The following is a 23,371-nucleotide window of genomic DNA, read 5'->3' as shown; positions in this document are numbered from 1 at the left end:
TGACGACATGTCATCGATGATACGGAAACCGATGGTTACGCTTTATGTCGGCGCGGTTATCGTGGCGCTCGTTGTCTTGAACGCGGGTCAAGCGCAAATGCTGCCGCCGGGTGCGTCGCAATTCAGCCCGCCGCCGCCACCGCCCTTGCCGCCGCCGAAAATTGAAGTGCCGGTGGTGCCGCAGATGGATGCGCCGCCCTCGCAGCCGACCGTGCTGCCGCCCGGACGGGGCTCCTTCGGCGACCGCATCAACAGCTGTCTGGACGAAGGCGCCGCGGCGGGGCTTGGACCCGATGAGCGCACCGCATATTCGCGGAGCTGCGCCAATCAGTGATCATAAAGCCGCCATTGCGGTTTGCATGTGAGAGGCTTTATCTGCGCCAATCCTTATCGTACTGTCTGGAGCATATTATCCAGATGAGAACAGACGGAAGCTGCATGCGCGAACTATTCGATGAAGTCGCCGGCCATTCGCCGCTTGATCCGGAGGAGGCGGTCCGGCGCACCACGCGCGGACCTCAGCGCAAGCGCTTTTACGCGCAGGCCGGCATTTCCGAGACGCCCAAGGGTTTTGGCGTTACGCTCGATGGCAAGCCGGTCCGCACTCCGTCAAAGCGGCTGGTGACTGCGCCGACCCACGAGATTGCCGAGGCCATCGCCGCGGAATGGGATGCGCAGAAGGAGATCATCGATCTTGCGACGATGCCGCTGACGCGGCTGGCGAACACCGTGATCGATGCGGTCGCAAGCCGCGTCGAGGCCGTCGCCGATGATATCGCAAGATACTTTCACTCCGACTTGCTGTTCTACCGCGCCGGCCATCCCGACGCTTTGGTGGCGCTGGAAGCCGAGCATTGGGATCCCGTGATGTTCTGGGCCGCAGATGCGCTCGGCGCCCGTTTCATTCTCACGGAGGGCATCGTGTATGTGCGCCAGCCCGATCAGGCCGTCGCCGCGGCGCGGGCGGCGCTGCCGGCCGATCCCTGGTCGATCGCCGCGCTTCACATGGTAACGACGCTGACGGGCTCCGCGCTGCTGGCGCTCGCGCTGATACGCGGCGCGCTCGATGAGGATCAGGTCTGGGCGGCCGCCCATGTCGATGAAGACTGGAATATCCAGCACTGGGGCGTCGACGAGGAAGTCGCAGGACGCCGCCTCGCGCGGTACCTGGATTTCAGGGCGGCGTCCGGCGTGCTCGCGAGCTTGAGCCGCGCATCTTCCCCATCATCCTGAGCGCTCCCTGCGCGCGGGTCTTGAAGGATGGCGGCGAAGTTTTTGCCGGTGTTCGTCAGCAGCGGTAGTTATGGTGCCGGCATTCGCCGAGACCGCGAAAATATCTTGCGGAACCCAAGAATTCCTATTGATTAATTCCTAGATCGCTGTATATATTCCATGTCCTGTCCGATGAGGGCGCTTTCTAGAAGCGATCCTTAAGGACGGAGCGAAAGCTGGCCGGACCGGGGCGCCCCGGAACGGCTGACAGGCCTGGTGGCCAGGTGGAGCGCCGGGAGGCGCAGCGCCTGCCTTGGGCGCGCGCGGTTCACCTTGCCGCGCGAGGTGGGTACGTTACTCCCGCCTCAAGGGTGCCCGCTGGTGCCCTGGCGCCTCCCGCCGCTCCACCCCCTCGCTTGGGTTCGCGAGGGATTGGCAAAGCTCGGACGCATCGCGCCGCGAGAATGCGAAAGCTTGGCTGTTTGAATCGTCGAATCGAAATTTGAAGCGAGGCAGCTCTTAACCTCGCCCCGCTCTTTCGCGGGGAGAGGTCGACGCGCATCGTCAGATGCGCGGCGGGTGAGGGGCCAGGCACTGAGCTGCCAAATCGAAGGCCTATCGGGTCGGAAGGTCTGCGACTCAACAAGCACGACCCGAGAGTCCGTCGATTGGATTTACCGCGGTGCCTCGCCCCTCACCCGAAGCCTTCGCTGCGCTTCGGCTTCGAGCTCTCCCCGCGAAAGAGCGGGGAGAGGTTAAGAAATCGCGCTGCGCTGCGTCCGGGGCACGGAGCACTTCCAGTTAACAAATGGTTTACGACGCTTGCGTAGTCTGCGCCCGAGCCGAGGCCGCAGCATGCCGATTTCCATCAATCCGATCTTTCCGGTGATTGCCGCCGAGGGTGCGGCGCCCGATGTCGTGCTGCAGCCCGGCACCGTGATCGACGCGCAGGTGCTGAAAATTCTGGCCAACGATCTGGTACGGATTGCGATTGCCAATCTGTCGATCGAGGTGCTTTCGGAAATCCCGCTTCAGGTCGGGCAAACCCTGCAGCTTGCGGTGTCGCAGACGCCAGGCGGCATCAAGCTTGCCGTGGTCGGGCAGGGCCTCGCGCAGAGCAGTGCAGGCATGCCAGCACCGGTGATCGACGCTGTGGTGTCGCCTGACATCGCCTCGCCGAAGCCGGGCAGCCTCGCGCCGGATGCTCCGGCCGCCGCCGCGGCGAAACCAGTTGCGGGCGCGGCATCGCCAAAAAATCCGCTAACGCCGCTGCAGGCGCTTGCGGTATCCGCGGCGGCGCAGACCGCGGCCACACGGCAGAAAAGTCTGGCGCCGTTGTTTGCAAATCTCGGGGCTGTCGGGGTTTCCGACGCGATTCCGGCAAAACTGCACCAGGCGGTCGCGCCGTTGCTGGCGTTGCGGCCGAACCTCGATCAAAACCTCACCGGCAACGGCGTTAAAGCCGCTTTCAAAAGCTCCGGCCTCTTTCTGGAGTCATCGCTTGCGTCCGATTATGTAGCGCCGTCGCCAAGGGTCGGCGTGCCCGATCTGAAGGCGGCGCTGCTGGTGCTTCGCCAAACGCTGCTGTCGCTTGGCAGTCCACCGGAAAGCGTATCGGCGCCGGCTACGCAGCTGCCGCAACGGCCTGCACGAGTGTCTGTCTCTGCGGCCGGTTCTACGCCGCAGCCGCAGACCGCCGCGTCGCCGGCACTTGCGCCATCGTTGACATCGGAAATCGACGTGGAGGAAGTTTTTTTGCCGCAGGCGCGTCTGCCGGTCGCGGACGATTTCCCGGAATCGAACCGCAGCAGCCGCCTCTTTACCGCAGCACCGATGTCGCCGAATGCCGACGCTGGAACGCGCGCCGCGACGACGGGTGCAGTATTGCACCACCTGCAGGAGGCGCTTCGGGCCATCCCGCAAAAAAGCGGCACCGCAGCGAAGCTGGTGCTCAATGCCGATGCTCCGCTCGACCCGCTGCCATCGGCAAATGTATCGCCGCGCACGCCGCGCAGCGATGACGTGGTGACGGCGCGCACCACTACGCCGCCGCCGCCGTTTCGCGGTGCCCTGCCGGCGGCGCAGCCTGTCGTGCCGGCGTCTCTCGCACCCGATGTGCCGCTGGCAGCGACGGTGCAGCAGTTGCTTGACGACACCGACGCCGCCATTGCGCGCCAGACATTGCTGCAGGTGGCATCGTTGCCGGATCGCACCGACATTGCCGGTCCGCGCACCGATCCTGCCACGCCACGATGGAATTTCGAGATCCCGTTCGCGACACCGGCTGGGACGGCCATTGCGCAATTCGAGATTTCGCGCGACGGGATAGCGCGCGCGAGCGATACCGCAAAGCGGGTGTGGCGGGCGCGGTTCTCGCTCGATGTCGAGCCTGCCGGCCCCGTTCATGCGCTGATATCGCTGTCGGGCGACACGACCTCGGTGCGGATGTGGGCGGAGCGGCCGGCCACGGCGACACAGCTGCGCGCGGGCGCCACGGAGCTCAGCCGGGCCCTGAGCCGCGCCGAACTGCGGCCCGGCGATATCGTGATCCGCGACGGCGCGCCGACGCAACCGACACCGGCGCCGGCCGGGCATTTTCTGGATCGTGCGCTATGAGCGTGGAGACCAGCAGCCAGCTCGCGGTCGCGCTGCACTACGACAAGTCAGGTGCGCCGCGCGTCGTCGCCAAGGGCCGGGGCAGCCTCGGTGAGAAGATCATCGAAGTCGCCAAAGCCCATGACATTCCGATCGAGGAGAACGAGGTGCTGGCGGGCGCGCTCTCCAACGTCGAACTCGGCGACGAAATTCCGGCCGAACTCTACAAGGCCGTTGCCGAAGTGCTGATTTTCGTGCTGCGATTGTCGGGCCAAATCCGCTAGAATTCCCCTTGTCGGCGTCATTGTTTTACCACGATGCCCCGCGCATCGTTGCGGCCGTTCTAATCGCACCGGTGCCGCCTTGATCAATCGCCGTCTCATTCTCGGTCTCATTACCGCCGCGGGAATCGCGCCGCGCGCGGTCGCTCACGTCGCGCCGCAGCGCAGCGAAATCCGCGACGATCTCGCCAAGCGTTTTACGGACGCAGGCACGGTCGGCACCTTCGTCGGCTACAAGACCGACGGCTATCTGATCATCGCCAGCGACAAGGACCGCTCGGGGGAAGCGTTGCTGCCTGCGTCGACGTTCAAGATTCCGAATTCGCTGATCGCGCTCGAAACCGGCGTAGTCGGCGATCCCGACAACGACGTGTTCAAGTGGGACGGCGTCAAGCGCAGCATCGAGGCGTGGAATCAGGACCACACTTTGCGCTCGGCGATCGCGGCTTCCGCGGTGCCGGTGTATCAGGAAATCGCGCGCCGCATCGGCACGGAGCGCATGCAGAAATATGTCGACCTGTTCGAATACGGCAACCGCAATATCGGCGGTGGCATCGATCAGTTCTGGCTGACCGGCGAGATGCGCATCGATCCGATCCAGCAGATCGATTTCGTCGACCGGTTGCGCCGCGGCGTGCTGCCGGTCTCCAGGCGCAGTCAGGATCTGGTCCGAGATATCCTGCCGGTGACCAAACTCGGCGATGCGGCAATCCGCGCAAAATCCGGCCTGCTTGGCGCCGAACTCGGCAAGCCGTCGCTCGGCTGGCTGGTCGGCTGGGCCGAGAAGGGCAGCGCGCAGACCGTGTTCGCGCTCAATATGGATATTCGCGAGCCACGCCATGTCGCCGATCGCATGAAGCTAACGCAACAGTGCCTGGCCGATATCGGCGGGATTTGATCGGCATTGCCGATACGCCGTCATACGGCTGGCGCGGGCTGCGCGGCTGGATTAGCATTTCCTGCGCTTATAAAAAACGCAAGGAGGAAATCCCATGAATTCAGCTTCAGTCTGGATGTCGTCCCTGGTCGCTGCCGCGGCCGGAGGCTGGTTCGCCGCTACGATGTTCGCCGCGCCCGCGACCAGCAAAGAGCCTCGGTTTCCGCAACTGACCATGGATCAGCTCAACGAGGCGCAGAAGCCGCTTGGCGAACAGATAATGAAGGTGTCGAGCGTCGGCCTCGGTGGACCTTACAATCCGATGATCCGCAGCCCGGTGCTGGGCCAGCGGCTGTACGACCTGTTTTATTATCTGCGCTGGCAGACCTCGGTCCCGACCAAACTCAACGAGTTCGCGATCCTGATCATCGGACGGCAATGGCGTTCGCAGGTCGAATGGTATGCGCATGCGCCGCTGGCGGCGAAGGCCGGGCTGTCGCCGGAGGTCATTGCCGAGCTGAAGGCCGGCAAGCGGCCGTCCGGTATGGCCGAGGATGAAGCCGTTGTGTACGATTTCGTCGCTGAGCTTACGACCACGCAAAAAGTTTCGGACGAGACTTTTGCGCGCGCGAAGAAGGTCTTCAACGATCAGCAGATCGTGGATCTGACGGCGGTCGCAGGCAACTATGTCATGGTTGCAATGTTGCTGGCAATGGCGGAAGAAACGGTGCCGCCCGGCAAGGAGCCGCCATTCAGGGCCGGCGAAAAGTAGGCCGGCATTTTGCGAGGATGGTTCATGGGACTTCTGGTGATGATCCTCGGTCTGGTGCTGTTTCTCGGCGTTCATGCGCTGACCACCCGGCGCGAGGTGCGCGCGCAGATCATCGCGACGTCAGGCGAGGGTGGCTACAAGATCGGATATTCGCTGGTTTCGGCTGCGGGCCTCGCGCTGATCATCTGGGGTTTTGCCCGTTATCGCGCGACCGGCTGGATCGACCTCTGGTATCCGCCCGTTGCCCTCAAGCACATCGCGGTGGCGCTGATGCTGCCCGCGGTGATCCTGGTGGTGGCGTCCTACATTCGCGGCCGCATCTATACCACGCTGAAGCATCCGATGCTGGCCGGCGTCAAACTGTGGGCAGCCGCGCATCTCGTCGCCAACGGCGACCTCGGCTCGATCATCCTGTTCGGCTCGTTCCTTGGATGGGCGGTGTTCGACCGCATCTCGCTGAAACGACGCAGTGACGCCGGCGCGCCGCCGATTCCGGTGGGCGGCCCGGCCAATGATATGATCGCCATCGCGGTCGGCATCGTCGCGTATCTTGCGCTTGCCTTCGCGTTTCATCCCGTCGTGATCGGCGTTCCCGTGGTCGGAGTTTAGACATGTCGGTGCAGTCAACCATCAAGCGCAAGACCGCGCCGGACATTCGCGCGCGCAAGGGCGGCGAGCCGATCGTGATGCTGACCTCGTATCATGCGCACACCGCAGCGCTGGTCGACCGCTACTGTGACGTCATTCTGGTCGGGGACTCGCTTGGCAACGTGATGCACGGTTTCGAGACCACCGTCCCCGTGACGCTCGACATGATGATCCTGCAGGGTCATGCCGTGATGCGCGGCTCGACGCACGCGCTCGTCGTGGTGGACATGCCTTTCGGCTCCTACGAGGCTTCAAAGGAGCAGGCGTTTCACTCCGCGGTCCGGATCCTGAAGGAAACCCATTGCGGCGCGGTCAAACTTGAAGGCGGCGCTCGGATGGCGGAAACCATCGCGTTCTTGTCCGAGCGCGGTGTTCCGGTAATGGGACACATCGGCCTGACGCCGCAGTCGATCAACACGCTCGGCTCGTTTCGCGCCCAGGGCCGCGACGAGAGCACTTGGCAGCCCATCGAAAATGACGCGCGCGCGGTTGCGGATGCCGGCGCGTTCTCGATGGTGATCGAGGCGGTGGCGGAGCCGTTGGCGCGAAAGATCACCGAGTCCGTGGCAATTCCGACCATCGGGATCGGGGCAAGTGCGGCCTGCGACGGCCAGGTGTTGGTGCTCGAGGACATGCTGGGCCTCTCGCCGCGCACGCCGAAATTCGTCCGCCGCTATGGCAATCTGGGCTCCATGATCGAGGCCGCGATCGAGGGCTATGCCGCCGACGTGCGCTCGCGTGCATTCCCGGGACCGGAGCATGTCTACGGCATGAAGACCAAGAGCTGAGTGGGCAGGGGGCCAGCATCGTTAACGCTTTGAGGCGGCGGGTTTTGCCTTGCCGCCGCCATATCGTTAGGCTATCGCCGCCGCGATATCGAAATTGGGCAAGCGGCACGGGTAAGCGGTCGGCGTGGCCAATCGGGGAACGGGATAGCTTTAAGTGTCTGAATTATTTAATGAAGTCGACGAGGAGGTGCGTCGCGAACAGCTCAAGAAGCTGTGGGATCGGTATTCGATCTTTATCATCGCCGGCGCGATTCTGATCGTCGCCGCGGTGGGCGGCTGGCGCGGCTATCAGTATCTGGAAGCCAAGAAGGCCGCCGAGGCGGGTGCCGCGTTCGATGCGGCGGCGGAGCTTTCCGAGCAGAACAAGCACGCCGAGGCCGAAGCGGCTTTCACGAAGCTCGCCGCTACCGCACCATACGGCTATCGCATGTTGTCGCGGCTGCGCGCCGCTGCCGAGGTCGCGACGCGCGATCCGCAAGGTGCGGCAAAGCTCTACGACGACATTGCTGCCGATCGCAGCGTCGCCGCGCCGGATCAGGATCTCGCCAGGATTCGCGCGGCCGGCCTGCTGCTCGATACCACCGGCTACAACAACATGCTGCAGCGTCTGGAGCCTGCCACGGCGCCGGGCGCGACCTATCGTCATACCGCGCGCGAATTGCTTGCGCTGTCCGCCTGGCGCGCCAACGATGCCACGGCGACGCGGCAGTGGCTCGACATGATCGCCAACGACGGCGGGACGCCGGCGAGTTTGCGCTCGCGCGCCGAAGCGCTGCAAGCCCTGCTTCCGCCGGTCGCCAAAAGCTGACACTAGAGCTGAAAAGAGTTGAGCGAGAAACCGTCCATGCGCCGCCCGCAACGTCTCATTGCCGCCTTCGTCGCCATCGCGCTGTCGGGCGCGCTGGCCGGCTGCAGTTCGGGCTTGAGCAATTGGGACCCGACCGATCTGCTCGATTTTCTCGATACAAAGAAGAAACTGCCGGGCGAACGCAAGCCGGTCTTCCCCGACGGCGTGCCGGGCCTCGAGCAGGGCGTGCCGAAGAATTTGTACAAGGGTTCGGCTCAGGAACAGATCGATCAGCAAAACGCCCAGGCCGCCGCCGCGGCTGCGCAAGCTGTCGAAGGGCCGAAATCGAAAACCAAATCGAAGGGCAAGGGCAAGCAGCCCGCCAGCGCCGCGCCCGCGCAGGATGCCGCGCAAGCGCCGGCACCGGATGGCGAAGCCGCGCCCGAGGAAGAGGGCTCTACCGCCGCGGCGCCGCCGGCTCCCAAGTCCAAGAAAATCGTGCGCCGGCGCACCACCGCGCCGCCACCGGACCAGCCTGCGCAGCAGGCGGTGCAACCCGCGGCCCAGCCGCAACAATCTGCTTCGCCATTCCCGGCGCCGATGCCCAGCGGCACATTCCAGCGCTGAGATCGCGCTATCATCGCATTGACAGGCGCTTCGTAACGGGCGCACGGATCGCTTATGTCCTTCACCATCGCCATCATCGGCCGGCCCAATGTCGGCAAGTCGACGCTGTTCAATCGGCTGGTCGGCCAAAAGCTCGCGCTGGTCGATGACGAGCCCGGGGTTACGCGCGACCGGCGCGAAGGCCACGCGCGGCTCGGCGATCTCGAATTCACCATCATCGATACCGCGGGCCTTGATGAAGGTGCGAGGGGCTCGCTGACCGCGCGGATGCAGGAGCAGACCGAAGCCGCGATCGCGCTGGCCGACGCGCTGATGTTCGTGATCGATGCGCGCGCCGGGCTTACGCCGAACGACCGTTCGTTCGCCGATTTCGCGCGTCGCGCCAACAAGCCGGTGGTGCTGGTGGCGAACAAAAGCGAAGGCAAGCACGGCGAGGCCGGCGCGATGGAATCCTACGCACTGGGCCTCGGCGAGCCGATCCAGATTTCCGCCGAGCATGGCGAGGGCCTCAGCGATCTCTACGATTCGCTGCGCGTGCTGATGCCGGAGCCGGTGCAGGAAGAGCAAGAGTACGACGACGATGACATCATCGGCTCCGACGAGGATGTGTCGAAGCGCCCGATTCGGGTCGCCATCGTCGGTCGTCCTAACGCCGGCAAATCCACGCTGATCAATCATCTGCTGGGCGAGGAGCGGCTGCTGACATCGGCCGAAGCCGGCACCACCCGCGATTCCATCTCGGTCGAGATCAACTGGCAGGGCCGGGATTTTCGGGTGTTCGACACCGCGGGTCTGCGGCGGCGCTCGCGGATCGAGCAGAAGCTGGAAAAGCTTTCGGTCGCCGACGCATTGCGCGCCGTCCGCTTCGCCGAAGTGGTGGTGCTGGTGATGGACGCGCAGAACAAATTCGAGGAGCAGGACCTGCGCATTGCCGACCTGATCGAGCGCGAGGGCCGCGCGCTGGTGATCGCGGTCAACAAATGGGATTTGATGGGGCGGCAATCCAGCCTGATCGCGGCGCTGCGCAGCGACGCCGATCATCTGCTGCCGCAGGTCAGGGGCATGCCGATCGTCGCGGTGTCCGGCCTGATGGGCGAGGGCATCGACCGCCTGATGACCGCGATCGAGGAAGCCTATGCGGTGTGGAACCGGCGGGTGCCGACCGCGGCGCTCAATCGTTGGTTCGAACAGGCCGTTGATGCCAATCCGCCGCCGGCGGTGTCGGGCCGCCGGCTGAAGCTGAATTACATCACGCAGACCAAGGCGCGCCCGCCAAGTTTCGTGGTGTTCTGCTCGCGCGCCGATGCGGTGCCGGAATCCTATTTGCGTTATCTCGTCAACAGCCTGCGCGGCTTCTTCGAACTGCCGGGCACGCCGGTGCGGATCACCTTGCGCGAGAAGGCCAATCCGTTCGCCCACAAGCGCAAGCGGCCATCGTGAGCGAAGAGCCGGCGAATGTCATCGAAGCGCCGCTGATAAACCCGCCGCGCGGCGCCGCGGTGGCGTTCATCTTCGTCACCATCCTGCTCGACATGTTCGCGCTCGGCCTGATCATGCCGGTGTTGCCCAAGCTGGTCGAAAGCTTCGTCGATAACGATACCGCAACTGCTGCGCGAATTTTTGGCCTGTTCGGCACTGCCTGGGCGCTGATGCAGTTCTTCTTCTCGCCGATTCTGGGCGGGTTGTCGGACCGGTTCGGCAGGCGCCCGGTGGTGCTGCTGTCGAATCTCGGCCTCGCACTCGATTATGTCTTAATGGCGCTGGCGCCTTCGTTGATCTGGCTGTTCGTAGGCAGAGTAATTTCCGGTATCACTTCGGCAAGCGTCTCGACGGCGTTCGCCTACCTGGCGGACGTCACGCCACCGGAGCGGCGCGCCGCGGTGTTCGGCAAGGTCGGCGTTGCCTTCGGCGCGGGCTTTATTCTGGGACCGGCGCTCCGGCGGCCTGCTCGGTGGCATGGATCCGCGGCTGCCGTTCTGGGTGGCTGCGGGTTTGAGCTTTGCCAACACGCTGTATGGCGTGCTGATCCTGCCGGAATCGCTGCCGAAGAACCGGCGCTCACCGTTTCGCTGGCGCAGCGCCAATCCGATAGGCGCGCTGAAACTGCTGCGATCCAACCGGGTGCTTGCGGGTCTTTCGGTAGTGACTTTCATCGGCCAGGTGGCGCATGTGGTGTTGCCCTCTACGTTCGTGCTTTACGCAACCTATCGCTATGGCTGGGATGAGAAGACGGTCGGCCTGACACTGGCGATGGTCGGCATTTGTGCAATGGTGGTGCAGGGTGCTGCGATCGGGCCGATCGTCAAGCGTTTCGGCGAACGACGGGCGTTGCTGCTGGGACTCGGATGCGGTGCCGTCGGCTTTCTCATTTTTGGTGCGGCTCCGACCGGGCCGCTGTTCTGGCTTGGCATTCCGGTGCTGGCCTTATGGGGTATCGCCAATGCCGCCACGCAGGGGCTGATGAGCCGGCTTGTTTCGCCGGATCAGCAGGGCGCGCTGCAGGGCGCGACCACCAGCGTCCAGAGCGTGTCCCAGCTGGTCGGGCCGTTTCTGTTTACGCTGACGTTTGCGTATTTCATCGGCGGCGATGCGCCGTTGAAACTGCCGGGTGCGCCGTTCCTGCTGGCCTCGGTATTGTTGCTGCTGGCATTGGTGATCGCGGCGCGCGTATTGGCGGCAATGCGTCAAACCGGAGCCGAAGGTTTATCCTAATCTAGCGTTCGGCGCCGCCCAGCGTCCGGCGGGCAAGCTGGTCCTTGTATTTTTCCAGCAGCCCGGCCGCAACGCCGTCACTTCCTTGCGAACGGCTTCGGCCTCTTCATCCGAGATTCGGATGCTTCAAGGTAAACACCCACGCGATCGACGACGGCCTGCATCGAGAGCTCCAGGTTTTAACCGAAACTCGCACGGCAAAAGAAAGTTCCCCGTTCGGTTGAACGGCGGGACAATGTGGTTTCGTCATGGCCGGGTTTGTCCCGGCCATCCACGTCTTTGCGTTTTCAAGAAAGGAAGACGTCGATGCCCGGCACAATGGCATGTGCTCGGGCCGGCGAAGCCGACCCGAGTGCCGGGCATGACAATCGGCGGCTCACTTCTTGATCAGCGGGCAATCGCTCATCTCAAGCGGCTTGGCGGCATCTTCGGCTGAGATGTCGGCGATCTTCTTGTAGTAATCCCACGGATATTTGGACTCTTCCGGCTTCTTGACCTCGAACAGATAGGCCGGAATCAGCCGGCGGCCGTCAGCGCGGATCATCGACTTGCCGAACAGCGGGTCCTCGGCCGGGATTTCCTTCATCTTGGCCACGACCTTGGCGCCATCGTGCGGATTGCCGCCCATCGCATCGAGCGTCTTGAGATAATGCAGCACGGCGGCATAAACGCCGGCGACCGTCATCGATGGCATGGTCTTTTTCGGCGACTGCTCGATGAATCGTTTCGACCAGGCGCGGGTGTTGTCGTTCATATCCCAGTAGAAGGATTCGGTGAAGGTCAGGCCTTGGGCGACCTTCAGCCCGAGACCATGAACGTCGGTGATGAACAGCAGCAGCGCAGCGAGCTTCTGGCCCGCGGAGACGATGCCGAACTCGGATGCCTGTTTGATCGCATTGGTGGTGTCGCCGCCGGCGTTGGCAAGCCCGACCACCTTGGCTTTCGACGCCTGCGCCTGCAGCAGGAAGGAGGAGAAATCCGATGTGTTGAGCGGATGTTTGACGCCACCGAGCACCTTGCCTCCATTCGCCGTGACGACCCCGCTGGTGTCGCGCTCGAGCGCCGCGCCGAAGGCGTAGTCCGCGGTGAGGAAATACCACGTGTCGCCACCGGCCTTGGTCAGTGCCTTGCCGGTGCCATTGGCCAGCATGTAGGTGTCGTAGGAGATCGAAATCGTGTTCGGCGTGCAGGCTTTGCCGGTGAGGTCGGCACTTGCGCCGCCGGAATTCAGCAGCACGCTGTTTTTCTCCTTGACCAGATTGCTGACCGCCAGCGCGACGCCGGAGTTCGGCGTGTCGGTGATCATGTCGACCTTTTCGACATCGATCCATTGCCGCGCGATATTGACGCCGATGTCCGGCTTGTTCTGGTGGTCGCCGGAGAGCAGGTCGATTTTCCAGCCTTTGGCTTCGAGGCCGGAATCGGCAATCGCCATTTTCGCCGCCAGCACCGAGTTCGGTCCGCCGATGTCGGCGTAGAGGCTCGACATGTCGTTGAGCACGCCGATCCTGGCAGTCTTGTCCTGAGCCAGCGCGGGGGTGGCAAGTCCAAGACTGGCGAGCGCAACAATTGCGCCGCGCCGTGCGATGGTTGTTCTCATGGAAATTCCCTTTTTGTATTCTCGTCAGAGTGCCTGTGGCCATCCTTCGAGGCGCAAGAGCGCGGGCCTCTGGGATGATGATCGAGCTTGCGAAACTTATTTCAACGCATCCGAGGTCAGCTTGAATTTCTGGATGCGTTTTCCGGTATCGACCTCGGCGGTATAGACGTTGCCTTTAGTATCGATCGCCATAGCGTGAATCCAGTGGAACTGGCCGGCGTTGCGGCCGCTGCGGCCGAAGCTGCCGACCACGCTGCCGTCGTCGCGCTTCAGGATTCGGATTTCGTTGTTCTCGCCGTCGGCGCTGAGCAGATAGCTCTGCTTCGGATCGGGCCAGACCGCGACGTCCCACACCGCGCCGTTGCCGAGCGTATTCTTCTCATAGAACCACTCGGTCACGAAGCTGCCATCCTTCTTGAACACCTGCATGCGGTTGTTGATGCGGTCGCACACATAGACGAACCCGTCATTGCTGACCTTGACGCAATGCACGGGGTTGCCGAACTGCTGCGACACCGGCGCTTTCGGATCGTAGGCGGCCTGCTTGTCGTCGTTGGGCTTGTTGCCGTAGGCGCCCCAATGCCGCTTGTAGGCTCCGGTGGTGGCATCGAACACGATGACGCGGCGGTTGCCATAACCGTCGGCGATATAGATTTCGTTGGCGGCATTGTCGACGGCGGTCTCGGCGGGTTTGCCGAGTTGCGTCGTGTCGTTGCTGCCTTTGGTCGGCGCGATCTTGCCGATCTGCATCACGAACTTGCCGTCCGCGCTGAATTTCATCACCACGTTGTCGTTGTCGGCATTGCCGGTGAGCCAGACGAACCCCTTGTCGTCGACTTCGATGCCATGTTCGCGGCCGACCCATTCATAGCCTTCACCCGGGCCGCCCCACGAGCGCAGCAGATTGCCGTCGGCATCGAATTCCAGCACCGGCGGCGCCGAGACGCAGCATTTCGAGCGCGGCGGCGTCAGCGCAGCACCCTTCTCGTCGTCGGTCAGCGAGCGCGGCCGATGAACGACCCAGATGTTCCCCTTTGAATCGGCGGTGATGCCGCCGACCTGGCCGATGATCCAGTTGTTCGGCAGCGGTTTCGGCCAGGCGGCATCGACCGCGAAGGCGGGGACCTCTCCGGCTCGCACGGGTTGCGGAAGCGCCGCCATGACAACCAACGCGGTAGCCGCGGCGAGGGCAAGAATGGTCTTGGAAAGGCGTGCGGCGGCACGGTTCGAGTGACCGCGATCTGGCATCGGTGTCATGGCATCCTCCCGAAACTTCTTTAACGCGGATTTTCCGCTTGGCAGGGAGTGAATAGCGCAGAGCTGCGGGAGTCAATCGCAGACGCGCTACGCGGGGCAGCGAAAGCTCATCAAGCTGCGTGTTTTGTAGTCGTACAACTTGCCGGTTTCGTTCCAGCCGGGCGCGCACATCGGTGCGATCAATTCCGCGGCCTGCTCCGGCGTGTCCAGCGTGAGTGGATCCTCGCCGGGAAAGACGGTCGCGCGCATCCGGGTCCGGATGGGCCCGGGATTGAACAGGTTGATCCGGATCGGCGTCGAGGCGGTTTCGTTGGCCCAAGCGCGCACCAGTGTTTCCAGTGCCGCCTTCGAGGCCGCGTAGGGTCCGAGATAAGCGGAGGCCTTGCTCGCCGCGCCCGAGGTGATGAACACCGCGCGGCCCGCGTCGGATTGCTTCAGCAGCGGCTCCATGCAGCGGATCAATTGAAAGTTCGCGGTGACATTGACGGCCATCACGTCGTTCCACGGTTTCAGTTCGATGTGGCCGAGCGGCGACGAGGGACCGGCGACACCTGCATTGCCGACGAGAATGTCGAGCTTGCCGTGACGCTCGTGCAGCGCCGCGCCGAGCCTTGCGATGCCGTCGAAGTCGGTGAGGTTGAGCGGCACCAGCGTGGCGCTGCCGCCGTGCTTGCGGATGTCGTCGTCGAGTTCTTCGAGGCCGGCTTGCGTTCGCGCTAGCGCAACGACATGCGCGCCGGCCTTGGCCAGCGCCCGCGCGGTGGCGTAGCCGATGCCGCGCGACGCGCCGGTGACGAGAGCGATGCGGGAGGCGAGGGGAAAGGACATGAAAACACTCCGTCATGCCCGGGCTTGTCCCGGGCATCCACGTCTTTGCGCAAGGTTTTATAGACGTGTATGGCCGGGACAAGCCCGGCCATGACGAACTTTAGCGATGGTGGCTCTCGCTGCGCTCAGCTCGCTTCCGCCAGCAACGACAATTGCCGCGGCTGCGGTTCGACCTGGGTCTGGTCGGTGAGGTGGGTAGGATAGACGCCGGTGAAGCAATGATCGGAGAATTTCGGATTGGCGGGATCGCGGCCGGGCTCGCCCATGGCGCGGTACATGCCGTCGATCGACAGGAACGCCAGTGAATCCGCGCCGATGATGTCGCGCATCTGCTCGAGCGTGTGGGTTGCTGCCAGCAGTCCGCCATGGTCCGGCAGGTCGATGCCGTAATAGTCGGGATGAATGATCGGCGGCGAGGCGAGGCGGAAGTGAACCTCACGGGCGCCGGCATCGCGCATCATGCGCACGATCTTCTTGGAGGTGGTGCCGCGCACCAGCGAATCGTCGATCAGGATGATGCGCTTGCCCTCGATCGCGGCACGGTTGGCCGAATGCTTCATGCGCACGCCGAGTTCGCGCACGCTCTGGGTCGGCTGGATGAAGGTGCGGCCGACATAGTGATTTCTGATGATGCCGAGTTCGAAGGGCACGCCGGAATGCTGGCTGTAGCCGACGGCGGCGGGCACCCCGGAATCCGGCACCGGCACCACGACGTCGACCTCGGCATGGCTTTCGCGCGCGAGCTGCGCGCCGAAGGCTTTACGGACTTCGTAGACCGATCGTCCGCCGACGATGGAATCCGGCCGCGAAAAGTAGATGTATTCGAAGATGCAAGGCCGCGGCGGTTTCGGCGGAAACGGCTTGTGGCTCTGCGCGCCGCGCTCGTCGAATACGATGATCTCGCCGGGCTCGACGTCCCGCACGTATTTGGCTCCGATGATGTCGAGCGCGCAGGTTTCCGATGCGAGGATCGGGCAGCCGTCGAGTTCGCCCAATACCAGCGGGCGGATGCCGAGCGGATCGCGCGCGCCGATCAGCTTCTTGTTGGTCAGCGACACCAGCGAGTAGGCGCCCTCGATGGCGCGCAAGGCCTCGATGAAGCGGTCGATAAAGCGGTTGCGTTTGGACTGCGCGACCAGGTGCAGGATCACTTCGGTATCGGTGGTGGATTGCATCATGGCGCCGTTGCGCACCAGTTCGCGGCGCAAGCTCAGCCCGTTGGTGAGGTTGCCGTTGTGGCCGACCGCAAAACCGCCGGCGTTGAGTTCGGCGAACAACGGCTGCACGTTGCGCAGGATGGTTCCGCCGGTCGTGGAGTAGCGGGTGTGCCCGACGGCCGCATTGCCGGGGAGACGCTCGATCACCTCGCGGCGGGAAAAGGTGTCGCCGACGAGGCCGAGCCGGCGTTCGGAATGAAACCTCGAACCGTCGAAGGAGACGATGCCGGCGGCCTCCTGGCCGCGGTGCTGCAAGGCGTGCAGGCCGAGGGCTGTGATGGCGGCGGCGTCGGGATGACCGAAAATGCCGAACACCCCGCATTCCTCGCGCAGCGTATCGCCGTCCAGATCAGAATCCTGTAAGTGCGGATCGGCAAGCTTGAGGTCCAGATGCAGTTGTCCGGCGTCGTCGCAAGGGCTCTGTATCTCGTCCATCGCGCCTCTCTTTTTGCCGAGGAATCAGCGTCCCGCCGGCTTGCCATCGATCAGCTTCTTGAGCTGATCGCGGGCAGGTTTGGTGTAGCCATCACCGGCGCCCGGCGTAGCCGGCTCGGTGTCAGTGGTTTCTTCATCCGGCTTATTCTTCTTGAATCTCTTTAAAATGGTGTTCTCGGGGTCATCCGGCAAGAGCGCCATCAGCCAATCGCCGGTTCCCTGCAGCACCACGCGCGACTTCGCGCCGTTAACCCAGTCCGGCCGCTGCTTGTCCGGAACCAGCCAGCTGAAAAACAGGAACGCGACCACCATGATCAAAAGGCCGCGCGCGAGGCCAAACAGGAACCCCAGGGTGCGGTCAAGCGCGCCTATCCGGGAGTCGAGGATCATGTCGGAGATCCGCACCGTGACAATCGACACCACGATCAGCGTGCCGATGAACACGCCGGCAACTACCACCACGCTGGCGACGGTGTCGTTGTTAAAATAGGTTTTGGCGGTCGGCAGCAGTTTTGAAAACGCATACAGCGTGACCAGGGCCGCGGCACCCCAGGCTGCGATCGACAGGATCTCCCGCATGAAGCCGCGGACCATCGCGAGCAGGCCGGAGATCAGCATCACCCCGAGCAGGACAAGATCGAGTATCGTTATCGGCATCGGCTGGTCAGGTCCGCTCGTAAGTCCTAGGAACCGCGAATCGGCGTGTCGGTGCCGCCTTAAATGACGGTTAGATGGCATGTGCCGCAAGGCCGGAAATCGTGCCATCCCGGCCGCGCGGGTTGTATAGCGGCGGCAACGGGCAAGGTCACGCCGCTTTAGCCATTTTCGCGACGGAATCGCGCCGGTGTGGCATTTTTCTCAAGGTTTGCGCCCTCCCGGTTTCCCTGGGCGCTGCCGCGCGCGGCAATGTCTGCGACCAGGCTTGTCAGGCTTGCGACGGTATTGAGGGACAGCCCCGCGTCGCCGACGGCGTCGCCGCGGGCCGATTCCGGCAGCACCGCGCGTCCGAACCCGAGTTTCGCTGCTTCCTTTAGCCGGGCCGAGGTCTGCGCCACCGGCCGCACCGCGCCGGACAGCGAAATCTCGCCGAAATACACCGCATCCACCGGCAGCGGCGCGTTCGCCAGCGACGACACCAGCGCCGCCGCGGCGGCAAGATCGGCCGCGGGTTCCTGAATACGCAGGCCCCCGGCAACGTTGAGATAGACGTCGTGACCCGACAGTTTTACCCCGCAATGGGCCTCCAGCACCGCCAGCACCATCGACAGCCGGCTCGGGTCCCAGCCGACCACGGCGCGGCGCGGGATGCCGAGCGAGGTCGGCGCCACCAGCGCCTGCAGTTCCACCAGCACCGGCCTTGTGCCCTCGATGCCTGCGAATACCGCGGTGCCCGGACTGCCGAGATCGCGCTCGGACAGGAACAGTTCGGACGGGTTGGAGACCTCGCGAAGGCCCAAGCCTGTCATCTCGAACACGCCGATCTCGTCGGTGGGGCCGAAGCGGTTCTTCACCGCCCGCAGAATGCGGAACTGCTGCGAGCCTTCGCCCTCGAACGACAGAACGGCGTCGACCATGTGCTCGACCACGCGCGGTCCCGCGATCTGGCCGTCCTTGGTGACATGCCCGACCAGTATGATCGCGGCGCCGGATTTTTTCGCAAAACGGATCAGCGCCTGCGCCGAGGCGCGCACCTGCGTCACCGTGCCCGGCGCGGATTCCACCGTGTCGGTCCACATGGTCTGGATCGAATCGATCACGATCAGGCGCGGCACCGCGCCCTCGGACAAAGTGGAGACGATATCCTCGACCGAGGTTTCGGCGGCGAGCTGCACCGGCGCGTCGGCAAGGCCGAGGCGCTCGGCGCGCAGCCGCACCTGCGCCACGGCTTCTTCGCCGGAGATGTAGACCGCGCGATGACCGGAACGGGCGAGGAGGGAGGTCGCCTGCGTCAGCAATGTGGATTTGCCGATGCCGGGATCGCCGCCGACCAGCAGCACCGAACCGCGCACAAAACCGCCGCCGATGACGCGATCAAGTTCGGCCATGCCGGAGGACAGCCGAGGCGCTTCATGGCTTTTGCCGGTCAGCGTTTCCAGCGCGAACAGCCGGCCCTTGCGGCGGGAACGGATACTGACCGGCATGGTGGTCGCGCCGGTCGTGTCTTCTTCCGCGAGCGTATTCCACTCGCCGCAGGCCTCGCACTTGCCGGCCCATCGGTTATAGGCCGCACCGCAGTTCTGGCAGACAAAGGAGAGGGCGGATTTGGCCATGGGTGAGTGAGTCGCTATCGGGAACAGGCCGCGTTCCATAGCATGGAAACCCCGCAGCGAGCGCGATACCGTCCCTGGCCAACCGGAACATGTTGGCGTCGGCGAACCGCGCGGTACCGCCCTGCCGTTTCATTCCGGTTGAAAGGTGTGATAGACTCGCTTTTTTTAACAGTGAGATTTCCCATGCGCATTCTTCTCGCGGTCATGCTCACCGCCGTTTTCGTTAATCCGCCTTCCCGCAGGCCGGGCCTGCGCCACTGGCGCAAACCCCGCCGCCCGCGGGTTCTAACAAGCTGACCAAGCTGTTTTGCAAGCCGCTTTGCGAGAAGGCCGCGCTGGGAAAACTTGCCGGCAGTGAAACCGATGAATTCAATGCCTGTGCAGATGCGCTCCTCTGCCTTGACCCCTATCCACCGGTCGCAGTCAATCCGCTGGATCGTATGCAAGCTCGCGACCCACTCGATATTTTCAAGCCTGGGCGGGGCACCAGCGGCTAAACCGATGGAACCGTTTGACCCAGCCTCGTTCACGACCGCGCAATTGCTCTGGCCGGCCGTTCTGGCTGCCTTGGGCGCTTTTCTGGTTGCCATCGTTGCCGCGTATGTCAGTGGCGATTTCGGCAAGGCGTTTATGCTTTATCTGGGCGTAGGCCTGCCGATCGCATTGGTCGGTTATGCAACCGGTTTTCTCACCGGCATCAGTCGAAACAGCGGCGCGATCGGCAGCCTGCTGCCGGCGGTGCTGGCGCTGATTGGCGGCCTTAGCGTGTACGCCTTCGGAAGCGACAACAAGTACCGCTTCGTGATCGGGTATTGCGTCTGTCTGCTCATCGTTAGTCTGTTTTATGGAACACAGCGCGGCGCATTCGACCGGGAGTTTTTCCGCGAGGCGCGGCTCAAGAGCCTGTTCGAGATGGAGCGGCGGCTACAGAACTATCGCTCGTACCGGAAGTTGCCGGAAAAATCTGCCGACTGGCTCCTTCTCGGCGAATCGGCCGGCAAGTAGCAGGCAAGCTAAGACGCCGCCGCAAAAGCAATCGGGCTCGGCCATTTCCGGAGGGCGGGCGAAGAGTTTTACGTGGAGTAGGCCGCGTTCCACAGCATGGAAAGCCCGGCCGCGAGCATGATCCCGTCCATCACCAGCCGGAACACGTCCGGATCGAGCCGCAGCACGAAGCGCCGGGCGATGAAGGCGCCGAACATCAGCGAGGATCCTGCGATCAGGCCCTTCAGGGCGATGTCCGCAGTGAGCGCGCCGAAGTGCTGGAAGGTCACCGATTTGCTCAAGTAAAGCCCGAGCGAACTCGCAGCTTCGGTGGCGAGGAAGGCGCCCTTGGTCAGGCCATAGAACACAAACAGCGGCACGCTCAGCGGCCCGGTCGAGACCACGATGCCGGTGAGATAGCCGATCAGCGCGCCGCCAAGGGCCAGGTGCCACAGCGACAGCTTGAAATCATAGCGCGCCAGCCAATGCCGCACCGGCACCATCGCGATCAGGAAAAGGCCGATCGACATATCGACGGCGTGGGATGGCAGCACCAGCAGCGTTCGCGCGCCGAGCGCCGCCGCGGGAATGCCCGTGATGGAATACGCAGCACACGCGCGCCAGTCGACGTCGCGCCACCACGCCAGAATCCGCGACAGGTTGGCCATCACGGCCGCGACCGCCATGATCGGCACGGCTTCCTTCGGCCCGTATTGATAGACCAGCACCGGCATCAGCATGATCGACGAGCCGGTGCCGACAATGCCGCTGATGGTGCCGGCAAGAAGCCCGACCGCGAGGACGAAAAGCAAGTTCAAGAGTTGACGACTCCGCGGCCGTGGTTCGGGAGACTATAGGCGCATGGCAAGGCCAAGGAGAAAGAGTTCGCCATGGCCGCGCTTGACCCGGCCATTCATCCTTCTTCAAAGACGCATAGAAGAAGACGTGGATACCCGCGACAAGGGCGGGCATGACGAGTTCGTGATAAGCATCAGCCGCCCGCATCGACCCTCTCGACACATAAACCCCCATATAAGGATGACGGCTGAATGTGTGGCAGCACCGTCATTGCGAGGAGCCAGCGGGTCCGGCCCTTGGCCGGCCCGATGATAAACTCCGCGACGAAGCAATCCAGCTATTGCTTCGCCGCCTCTGGATTGCTTCGCCTCGCTCGCAATGACGCAAACATTCATAGTCACCTCGCGTTTCTCCGGCTTACACAGTAGTCCCATGCTCACCCTGCACCACCTCAACGACTCCCGCTCGCAGCATATCCTGTGGCTGCTGGAGGAACTCGGCACGCCGTATCAGCTAAAACGCTATCAGCGCGACGCCAAGACGCGGCTGGCGCCGCCGGAGCTGGAGGCGGTGCATCCCTTGGGCAAGTCGCCGGTGATCGTCGACGGCGATGTGAAAATCGCGGAGTCCGGCGCCGTGGTCGATTACATCATCCGCCGCTACGGCAACGGTGCGATGATGCCCGCGCCGGGCACCGCCGACTACGAGACCTACTGCGAGTGGCTGCATTATTCGGAAGGCTCGGCGATGCTGCCGCTGATGCTGCATCTGTATGTCTCGCGGCTTGGCGACGCCGGCAAGCCGCTGCATCCGCGCATCGACAGCGAGATGGCGAGGCATCTGGGTTATCTCGACCGCGCGCTGGAGGGACGCGAGTTCTTCGTCGGCGACGCGCTGTCCGGCGCGGATATCCAGATGAGCTTTGTCGGCGACATGGCGAACGTGTTCGACCGGTTGCAGCCGTATCCGAATTTGAGCGCCTGGGTTAAGCGCATGCATGCGCGGCCGGCGTTCCAGCGCTCGATCGAAAAGGGCGGGACCTACCGGTTTGCGAGATAGGGGCATCGTGTCCCGGACCCGGAGCGGCATTCTTCATGCCGCTCCGCAGAGCCCGGACCGTTGCGGATGCTGCCTTCATTACGGCCGCGGCTCTGCAGCGCACCACGCCGCGCTGCGTCCGGGAACGGAACCAACCCTGCCGACCCCGGCATCCCCCCATATCTTGCATAAATACCGAACGAGAGCGCAAGCGCTTGGCCTGTTCGCCCCGATATGCTAATTGGCGGAGGCCGCTTTCGACCGCCAACCATGACCGCCCGTTAGCCCCTAAGAGCCTGCGGCGGTGGAGATATTTCGGCCATGAATCCTCCCGCCACCTCGTCCAAAACCGCTTCCGCGCCCGACTCGTTCTTCACCGCGGCGCTCAGTGAAGCCGATCCCGATATCGCCGCCGCCATCCGCGGCGAACTCGGCCGCCAACGTCATGAGGTCGAGCTGATCGCGTCGGAAAACATCGTCAGCCGCGCGGTGCTGGAAGCGCAGGGCTCGGTGCTCACCAACAAATATGCCGAAGGTTATCCCGGCAACCGCTATTACGGCGGCTGCGAATGGGTCGACGTGGTGGAAACGCTGGCGATCGAACGCGCCAAGAAGCTGTTCGGGGCTGACTTCGCCAACGTGCAGCCCAACTCCGGCAGCCAGATGAACCAGGCGGTGTTTTTGGCTCTGCTGCAGCCCGGCGACACTTTTATGGGCCTCGACCTCGCCGCCGGCGGACATCTCACCCATGGCTCGCCGGTCAACATGTCCGGCAAGTGGTTCAAGGCCTCGCATTACACGGTGCGGCGCGAGGACCAGATCATCGACATGGACGCGGTGGCGAACCAGGCCGAGCAGGTGCGGCCGAAACTGATCATCGCCGGCGGATCGGCCTATTCGCGGCCGTGGGATTTCAAGCGTTTTCGCGAAATCGCCGACAGCGTCGGCGCCTATTTCATGGTGGACATGGCGCATTTCGCAGGCCTCGTGGCCGCCGGCGTGCATGCCTCGCCGGTGCCGCATGCCCATGTCACCACCACGACCACGCACAAGTCTTTGCGCGGGCCGCGCGGCGGCCTGATCCTGTGGAACGACGAGGCGCTGACCAAGAAATTCAACTCGGCGATTTTTCCCGGCCTGCAGGGCGGCCCGTTGATGCATGTGATCGCAGCGAAGGCGGTGGCGTTTGCGGAGGCGCTGCGCCCGGACTTCAAGGTCTATGCCCGCAATGTGGTCGAGAATGCCAAGGCGCTGGCCGAAAGCCTGCGCGCGCAGGGTTTTGATATTGTCTCCGGCGGCACCGACAACCATCTGATGCTGGTCGATCTCAGGCCCAAGGGCCTCAAGGGCAACGTCTCGGAAAAGGCCTTGGTGCGTGCGGCCATCACCTGCAACAAGAATGGCATTCCGTTCGATCCGGAGACGCCGTTCGTTACCTCAGGCCTTCGTCTCGGCACGCCGGCGGCGACCACGCGGGGCTTCGGTGTCGCGGAGTTCAAGCAGGTCGGGATGCTGATCTCCGAAGTGCTCAACGCCATCGCGCAATCGCAGGACGGCAAGGCGTCGATGGTGGAAGCCGCGATCAAGGAACGGGTCAAGGCGCTCACCGACCGCTTTCCGATTTACGGATGAGCACGTCATTGCG

The 23,371-nt window shown here is 63.7% G+C and carries 21 protein-coding genes and 1 pseudogene; 15 read left to right on the top strand and 7 right to left on the bottom strand.

The genetic code is table 11. From position 1 onward, the window contains the following. Positions 1-31 precede the first annotated feature (31 nt). The 12 genes and pseudogenes from VGP39_RS17125 (at position 32) to VGP39_RS17070 (ending at position 11,299) form a co-directional block, all read left to right on the top strand. Positions 32-334: a hypothetical protein gene (locus tag VGP39_RS17125; protein WP_327569289.1), complete on the top strand. Its 303-nt coding sequence runs from the start codon at positions 32-34 to the stop codon at positions 332-334. A gap of 104 nt (positions 335-438) precedes the next feature. After that, complete coding sequence (locus VGP39_RS17120) at positions 439-1,233, top strand: ATP12 family chaperone protein (protein ID WP_327569288.1); 795 nt, start codon at positions 439-441, stop codon at positions 1,231-1,233. A gap of 834 nt (positions 1,234-2,067) precedes the next feature. After that, positions 2,068-3,828 carry a flagellar hook-length control protein FliK gene (locus VGP39_RS17115; protein WP_327569287.1) on the top strand — a complete coding sequence of 587 codons (1,761 nt, stop codon included), beginning with the start codon at positions 2,068-2,070 and terminating at the stop codon, positions 3,826-3,828. Then, positions 3,825-4,091, top strand: a complete 267-nt coding sequence (locus VGP39_RS17110; protein WP_327569286.1) for an EscU/YscU/HrcU family type III secretion system export apparatus switch protein — start codon at positions 3,825-3,827, stop codon at positions 4,089-4,091. Before VGP39_RS17115 ends, VGP39_RS17110 begins: the two co-directional genes overlap by 4 nt. 79 nt (positions 4,092-4,170) lie before the next feature. Further along, positions 4,171-4,986, top strand: coding sequence for a class D beta-lactamase (blaOXA, locus tag VGP39_RS17105; protein WP_327569285.1), 816 nt, complete (start codon positions 4,171-4,173; stop codon positions 4,984-4,986). A gap of 94 nt (positions 4,987-5,080) precedes the next feature. Next, positions 5,081-5,737, top strand: coding sequence for a carboxymuconolactone decarboxylase family protein (locus VGP39_RS17100; protein ID WP_327569284.1), 657 nt, complete (start codon positions 5,081-5,083; stop codon positions 5,735-5,737). A gap of 24 nt (positions 5,738-5,761) precedes the next feature. After that, on the top strand, positions 5,762-6,346 hold the full coding sequence (locus tag VGP39_RS17095; RefSeq protein WP_327569283.1) for an NnrU family protein: 585 nt from the start codon (positions 5,762-5,764) through the stop codon (positions 6,344-6,346). A gap of 2 nt (positions 6,347-6,348) precedes the next feature. Next, a complete protein-coding gene (gene panB / locus VGP39_RS17090) occupies positions 6,349-7,173 on the top strand; it encodes a 3-methyl-2-oxobutanoate hydroxymethyltransferase (protein ID WP_327569282.1) in 825 nt (274 codons plus the stop codon). 154 nt (positions 7,174-7,327) lie between these two features. After that, on the top strand, positions 7,328-7,981 hold the full coding sequence (locus VGP39_RS17085; RefSeq protein WP_327569281.1) for a tetratricopeptide repeat protein: 654 nt from the start codon (positions 7,328-7,330) through the stop codon (positions 7,979-7,981). A gap of 36 nt (positions 7,982-8,017) precedes the next feature. Then, a complete protein-coding gene (locus VGP39_RS17080; RefSeq protein WP_327569280.1) occupies positions 8,018-8,587 on the top strand; it encodes a hypothetical protein in 570 nt (189 codons plus the stop codon). 54 nt (positions 8,588-8,641) lie between these two features. Continuing rightward, positions 8,642-10,027 (top strand): ribosome biogenesis GTPase Der, encoded by a 1,386-nt coding sequence (der, locus tag VGP39_RS17075; protein ID WP_327569279.1) that lies wholly within the window; start codon positions 8,642-8,644, stop codon positions 10,025-10,027. Between the two features lie 20 nt (positions 10,028-10,047). Beyond that, positions 10,048-11,299 (top strand): annotated as a pseudogene (locus tag VGP39_RS17070) (TCR/Tet family MFS transporter). A 376-nt stretch (positions 11,300-11,675) separates the two neighbouring features. Here the strand turns inward: VGP39_RS17070 and VGP39_RS17065 are convergent. From VGP39_RS17065 to radA, 6 genes are all read right to left on the bottom strand, one after another. Next, a complete protein-coding gene (locus VGP39_RS17065; protein WP_327569278.1) occupies positions 11,676-12,899 on the bottom strand; it encodes an ABC transporter substrate-binding protein in 1,224 nt (407 codons plus the stop codon). Positions 12,900-12,995: 96 nt separating this feature from the next. Continuing rightward, on the bottom strand, positions 12,996-14,156 hold the full coding sequence (locus tag VGP39_RS17060; protein WP_327569277.1) for a hypothetical protein: 1,161 nt from the start codon (positions 14,154-14,156) through the stop codon (positions 12,996-12,998). Positions 14,157-14,243: 87 nt separating this feature from the next. Beyond that, entirely contained in the window at positions 14,244-14,984 is a 741-nt protein-coding gene (locus VGP39_RS17055) for an SDR family NAD(P)-dependent oxidoreductase (RefSeq protein WP_327569276.1), read from the bottom strand. Positions 14,985-15,109: 125 nt separating this feature from the next. Next, on the bottom strand, positions 15,110-16,636 hold the full coding sequence (gene purF, locus VGP39_RS17050) for an amidophosphoribosyltransferase (RefSeq protein ID WP_327569275.1): 1,527 nt from the start codon (positions 16,634-16,636) through the stop codon (positions 15,110-15,112). A gap of 24 nt (positions 16,637-16,660) precedes the next feature. Continuing rightward, on the bottom strand, positions 16,661-17,293 hold the full coding sequence (locus VGP39_RS17045) for a CvpA family protein (protein WP_327569274.1): 633 nt from the start codon (positions 17,291-17,293) through the stop codon (positions 16,661-16,663). A 158-nt stretch (positions 17,294-17,451) separates the two neighbouring features. Continuing rightward, entirely contained in the window at positions 17,452-18,906 is a 1,455-nt protein-coding gene (radA, locus tag VGP39_RS17040) for a DNA repair protein RadA (protein WP_327569273.1), read from the bottom strand. A 501-nt stretch (positions 18,907-19,407) separates the two neighbouring features. Here radA and VGP39_RS17035 point away from each other — a divergent pair. After that, positions 19,408-19,911, top strand: a complete 504-nt coding sequence (locus tag VGP39_RS17035) for a hypothetical protein (protein ID WP_327569272.1) — start codon at positions 19,408-19,410, stop codon at positions 19,909-19,911. 68 nt (positions 19,912-19,979) lie between these two features. On the opposite strand, the gene VGP39_RS17030 is transcribed toward VGP39_RS17035, so the two are convergent. Continuing rightward, positions 19,980-20,708, bottom strand: coding sequence for a sulfite exporter TauE/SafE family protein (locus tag VGP39_RS17030; RefSeq protein WP_327569271.1), 729 nt, complete (start codon positions 20,706-20,708; stop codon positions 19,980-19,982). 412 nt (positions 20,709-21,120) lie between these two features. On the opposite strand from VGP39_RS17030, the gene VGP39_RS17025 reads away from it, so the two are divergent. After that, on the top strand, positions 21,121-21,747 hold the full coding sequence (locus VGP39_RS17025) for a glutathione S-transferase (protein ID WP_327569270.1): 627 nt from the start codon (positions 21,121-21,123) through the stop codon (positions 21,745-21,747). A gap of 300 nt (positions 21,748-22,047) precedes the next feature. Then, entirely contained in the window at positions 22,048-23,358 is a 1,311-nt protein-coding gene (gene glyA, locus VGP39_RS17020; protein ID WP_327569269.1) for a serine hydroxymethyltransferase, read from the top strand. Positions 23,359-23,371 lie beyond the last annotated feature (13 nt).

It is taken from the genome of Bradyrhizobium sp., assembly GCF_036009065.1.
Classification (GTDB): Bacteria; Pseudomonadota; Alphaproteobacteria; order Rhizobiales; family Xanthobacteraceae; genus Bradyrhizobium.
Note: the sequence above shows the minus strand (reverse complement) of the source record. Positions and strands in the feature narration are given on the sequence as shown.